The sequence below is a fragment of the uncultured Salinisphaera sp. genome, assembly GCF_964012375.1.
Classification (GTDB): domain Bacteria; phylum Pseudomonadota; class Gammaproteobacteria; order Nevskiales; family Salinisphaeraceae; genus Salinisphaera.
The window spans coordinates 1-4,713 of sequence record NZ_CAXGSH010000153.1; the positions used below are offsets into that span (position 1 = coordinate 1).

The following is a 4,713-nucleotide window of genomic DNA, read 5'->3' on the forward strand; positions in this document are numbered from 1 at the left end:
CCGAAGCCCATCTCCGTTAGGCTGAAACTCACGGCCTGACGGCCCGCGATGCCGGCGCTTAGAAACAGCAATGCCTTGAATACCGCGTGCGCCACCAGATGCAGCAGCGCTATTTCAGGATAGCCAGCGCCGACCGCGACGAACATCAAACCGTAGTGTGCAGAGGTGGAAGCCGCGAGCAATTTCTTTGCGTGAGGCTGGAGCAGGGCGGTCAGACCGCCTGCAAGCGCCGTGGCGAGACCGATGCCGATTGTGGCAGGTTCAAACCAAGGCATCTGAGCGAGTATCGGTTCGAGCCGGATCAACAGATAGGCCCCCGCAGCGACCATGGTGGCCGAATGCAGCAGGGCAGACACCGACGTCGGCCCGTCCATGGCACGAAACAACCACGGCGCGAACGGGAGCTGGCCGGATTTCGCGGCCGCGCTCAGTACGATCCCGGCAACCAGAATCGTTTGCTGCGGCCCACCGAGGGTTTCGAGCGCGGCAAAAGCGAAGGTACCCGTATCCCTGAACACGACCATGGCCGCGACGAACAGTCCGAGATCGCCGAAACGGGTCATCACGAATGCGTAGCGCGCCGAGGCCGCATGCGATACGCGTTGCCGTTCGTGCCCGATCAACGCCCAAGAGCAGGCGCCGACTAGCTCCCAGCCGATAAGCAGGGTGATAAGGTCGGCCGCGATCACCAGCAACAGCATGGCGCCGACGAACAGCAGTAACAGCGATACCAGACGGTTCAAACCCTGCAAGCGTTCGTGGGCCGCGGCGTAGGCCAGCACGGGTAGCGCAATGACCGGTACCAGCAACGCCATGACGACCGACCGTGAGGTCAGCACCACCTCGAACTGAAGCGGGGTACTCCAGGCGAATCGTCCGACCCAGCCCTCCAGGCCCGCAAAAACCGTCAGCAACAGTGTGGCGAGCAGCACACCAAGGCCCGCAGCGCCCAGAGCGGGGCGGCGCTGCATCGGCGACGCATGAACGATGACGGCAGCGAAAAGCGGAAACAGGGCGACAAGCCAGAGCATGATCAATGCTTCAGCGTCGTCAGGCCTTCGGTGACATCAGCCTGGCGATTGCGGTAGACCGCAGTGATCAATGCGAAGCCTACGGCCATTTCGACCGCCATCACGGCCATCACGATAATGGTCAGCAGCTGGCCTGTCGGCAGGCCGCCTGCGGTAAGCGACCAGAAACCGACCGCTGCGAGCATGACGCCGTTGAGCATCAGTTCGAGGCCCATCATCAGCATCACGAAAGACTGTTGCGACAACGTGCCGTAGAGCCCGATGCCGATGAGCGCGGCGGCGACGATCAATATCGTGGTGAGTGTCATGAGCGCTTCCCGATCAATGGTGGTGATGGGCGTGGCCGCTGGCCTGTTCGGGCTGGCGCCCGGCCGGTTCGCCACCCGGTTCCAGGGGCGGCGGTACCGAGCCCGTATCGGCGGCGCCGAAGCGTCCGCTGCGGCTGGACAGAATGACGCTGGCAACCATGGTTGCCAGCAGCGTGACACCGGCGGTTTCGAAGATGAGCATCGAGTCGCCGAGCAGTTCCTTACCGAGACCGGCGACGACCTCGGTGCCCGGTGCGACCGGGTTGGAGGTAAAGCGCGTGACAATGATCAGACCGGTCAGTGCCGCGAAGAGGAAGACGCCGGCCGCGATCGAGAAACGGTGCTGGTGCACCATCATCATCGGATTCAGGCCCGCCGGGTTCATCATGTACATGACCATGAACAGCGCCATCACCATCATCTCCACTGCCATCATGAAAACGGTCGCGATGCCGAGATACGGCGCGTTCAGCAAGACCATGATCAAGCCGACGGCGATGAACGACAGCATCAGGAGGAACGAGGCGCGAACCATCGAGTCGGTGCAGAACACGCGCCAGCCGCTTACCACGGCGATCGCCGCGAAGATCCAGAATGCGATATCGGTGACGTTCATAGCGCCAATACTCCGGCCCATACCAAGTGCACGAACGATAGCGGCAGTAGCACCGTCCAGATCAAAGTCATCATCCGACTCGGCGAAATCCGAGCCAGCTGGTGGCTGAGGCCGACCAGGACCAGAAGCACGGCTGCAGTCTTGAGCACCAGCCACATCGGCCCGGGCAACCAGGGCCCCAGATAGCCGCCCAGGAATACACTGGCCGCTACGGTGGCTACCGCTGTAAGCATCGCGAGCCGCGCGAATTCCCAGACCAGCCGCGCCGCTCCCGAGATCTCCGAGGCCGTGCCGTCGGCCAGATCGGCCGAGTCCGCGTAGTTGAACGGGCCTCTGAAGCTGAGAGACAGGCCGATCAGCAGGAACAGCGGGAGCCCGAGCGGCTGGCGGATGACATTCCAGAGTTCGCGCTGGGATTCGATGATCTTCGGAACAGCCAGCGACTCGGCGGGCAACGCCGCGGCGATAAGCACGAACATGCTGATCAGCATGGCCGGCAGCCCGATGGCGACATAGCGGTAGGCGCCGATCAGGCCGAATTGGGAATTGGCCGACCAACCGTGGAGGAAGACGATCACGACCGTCAGCGCTTCGACGGCGCCCCACCAGACGATGCCGACTTCGAGGTCCGCAAGCACGCTGGCACCGGAGAAGGGCACGAGCGCGACGCCGGTACCGGCCAGCCCGGCATACAGTGCAGGCGCCAGACGCCAGTTCAGCAAATCCGGCGCTTCAGTCAGATTGGACTGCTGGCGCAGCATCGTAGCGCACCGGTAGAGCGGGTTGGCGAGCGGGGCGCGCGGCGGTCGACCTTCGCGCGCGGCCGACCATAGACCGTCGAGCACGGCTATGTACCACGCCATGCCGAGGAGGAAAGCGACCCAGGCCACGGTCAGAACGATCGGGGTCATGGGGCCTCCAGTGGCGCCATGCGACACAGCGCGGCGCTATCGAAACTGTTGAGCACCAGCAGCGCCTCACTCCATTCAAGTCCGGGTAATAGCTCGGTTAAGCGATAGTCGACCGGCGGTGCCCGAAGCGCCCATGGCGCCTCGACAAGTGCGCCTTGGCCAATCATCGCGTCGGGCGCCGCCGAAACGAGCGCCAGCGCTTGTTCGGCTTCGTCGAACCATTGCGCCAGACGCGCTCGACAGTCGCTTTGTGTTTGCGTGACCGGCGTGAAGTCGAGTCGCTTGTACATTGGGTTATCGCTGCGGTCGTCGATAGCGTGGCCGGCAGCGCGCTGTGCCGGTCCACCGAGCTCACGCGCCAGTCGGTCATCGATCCGACCGAGTCCCGGTGCGAGGGCAGCCGTCAAACCGGATCGGGCGGCCGCTTTTCGCAGCGGCGCAATAGCGATGGTCTCGTTCGCGCGTACGCGTGCCGCCAATATTTGGGCGCGCCGACTCAGTGTCGGCAATCCGACGAGCGACAGGAGGCGGGCGATGCACACGAGATGGTGCGCAGCGCGTGCTCGCTCGATCTGGGCCAAGGCCGTCGTTTCGTGCAACAAGCGGTCGAACGGTACGCGATCGACGTCGCGCGGCGGATAGGGCGGCTGAACCACTTCGGCTGACTGGATCACGTCGCCCTGGAACGTGACCTCCAGTACCAATCCAGCCGGCCAGTACGGCATGAACGGCCCGATCTGGGTGGTGTAGACATCCAGCGCCAGCCCGTCGCGAATATCCGGCGTCGGCGGCATGGGCATCATGCGCCCGTAGGGCACGCCACCCATCATCCCTTCGCCGCCCTGACCGTGATCGCCCTTGCCGCGCCAAGGTGCGGGTGGTTCGTCCGGGAGCCGGTGGGTCTCCGATGCATGGGCGCCGGAAATCAGGTTGCGGTAAAGCGCACGTAAAGAAATTACTGGATCGTCGAATGATGCAGCGCGCTGGGCTTCGTCCACGTCGTCGCCCTGTTCGTCTCCCCACCAGAACGTGGCGCGTGGGTGGGGGAGCTGGTCGTGGATCCGGTCGAGGTAAGCTTGGTCGCTATCCCGGACGCGACCCGCGACCAACAGGATGCTGGCGTGTCGGGGTGTGGCGGTTACGTCGATATCCGCACTCTGCAGCAAGCGCTCGACGGCAGGGGCGCGGTCGCGCCCCATGGCCACGAATACCGGCACGGGGGCGCGTGCCGCCAGGCGTTCGAGCATCTTCACTGCCACCGAAAGATACCTTCGCGCCAGCCGTAGAGGATGCCCACCGTGAGGATAGCGAGGAACATGCCCATCTCCGCGAGCGCCTTGACGCCTTCGGCGACGTACACGACCGCCCATGGGTACATGAACATCATTTCCATTTCGAAGGCGATGAATAGCAGCGTCATCGAGTAGTAACGCACGTGAAACCGCTGCCAGGCATGCGTTTGCGGTGCGCTGCCCCCGAGGAACGGGATCTTCTGCGACTCGACCACGCGATCGCGACGAGCGCGTGCCGCAACCCACTGCAACAGCAGGGCGCCCGCCACGATCGTGCCCATGATGGTGAGTAGGCCCGTTAACGCCATTGCGTTTTACCCCCTTTGGCTCGCTGCGAGCACGTACGCAAAGTCCACAGCCATTTTAATGAGATGAACGCCTTCCATACATCCGGTGATTCCCCTATCAGTACCAGGCGCGGATACCGACCACGAAAGCGGTCGACGACGTTTCCTCGCCTTCGGCCTGGGCGATGTCCTTGGTTTCGCCATAGGTCTGCTCCCAGCGTACGCCGATATAAGGCGCGAACTCGCGCTTGATCTCGTAGCGCAGCCG

General features: G+C 63.6%; 7 protein-coding genes. All 7 read right to left on the reverse strand.

Annotation, left to right across the window (positions count from 1 at the left end):
* The coding region (locus tag ABNU97_RS17175) for a proton-conducting transporter membrane subunit (protein WP_348767886.1) at positions 1 to 1,031 on the reverse strand (1,031 nt) is incomplete at its 3' end.
* A 2-nt stretch (positions 1,032 to 1,033) separates the two neighbouring features.
* A complete protein-coding gene (gene nuoK, locus ABNU97_RS17180; RefSeq protein ID WP_348767887.1) occupies positions 1,034 to 1,339 on the reverse strand; it encodes an NADH-quinone oxidoreductase subunit NuoK in 306 nt (101 codons plus the stop codon).
* A 13-nt stretch (positions 1,340 to 1,352) separates the two neighbouring features.
* Positions 1,353 to 1,955, reverse strand: a complete 603-nt coding sequence (locus tag ABNU97_RS17185; RefSeq protein WP_348767888.1) for an NADH-quinone oxidoreductase subunit J — start codon at positions 1,953 to 1,955, stop codon at positions 1,353 to 1,355.
* Positions 1,952 to 2,866, reverse strand: coding sequence for an NADH-quinone oxidoreductase subunit H (locus ABNU97_RS17190; protein ID WP_348767889.1), 915 nt, complete (start codon positions 2,864 to 2,866; stop codon positions 1,952 to 1,954). The genes ABNU97_RS17185 and ABNU97_RS17190 overlap by 4 nt, the downstream gene beginning before the upstream one ends.
* Positions 2,863 to 4,083, reverse strand: a complete 1,221-nt coding sequence (locus tag ABNU97_RS17195; protein WP_348767890.1) for a hypothetical protein — start codon at positions 4,081 to 4,083, stop codon at positions 2,863 to 2,865. Before ABNU97_RS17195 ends, ABNU97_RS17190 begins: the two co-directional genes overlap by 4 nt.
* A 32-nt stretch (positions 4,084 to 4,115) precedes the next feature.
* On the reverse strand, positions 4,116 to 4,466 hold the full coding sequence (locus ABNU97_RS17200; protein ID WP_348767891.1) for an NADH-quinone oxidoreductase subunit A: 351 nt from the start codon (positions 4,464 to 4,466) through the stop codon (positions 4,116 to 4,118).
* A gap of 97 nt (positions 4,467 to 4,563) precedes the next feature.
* Positions 4,564 to 4,710: a copper resistance protein B gene (locus tag ABNU97_RS17205; RefSeq protein ID WP_348767892.1), complete on the reverse strand. Its 147-nt coding sequence runs from the start codon at positions 4,708 to 4,710 to the stop codon at positions 4,564 to 4,566.
* Positions 4,711 to 4,713: the final 3 nt, after the last annotated feature.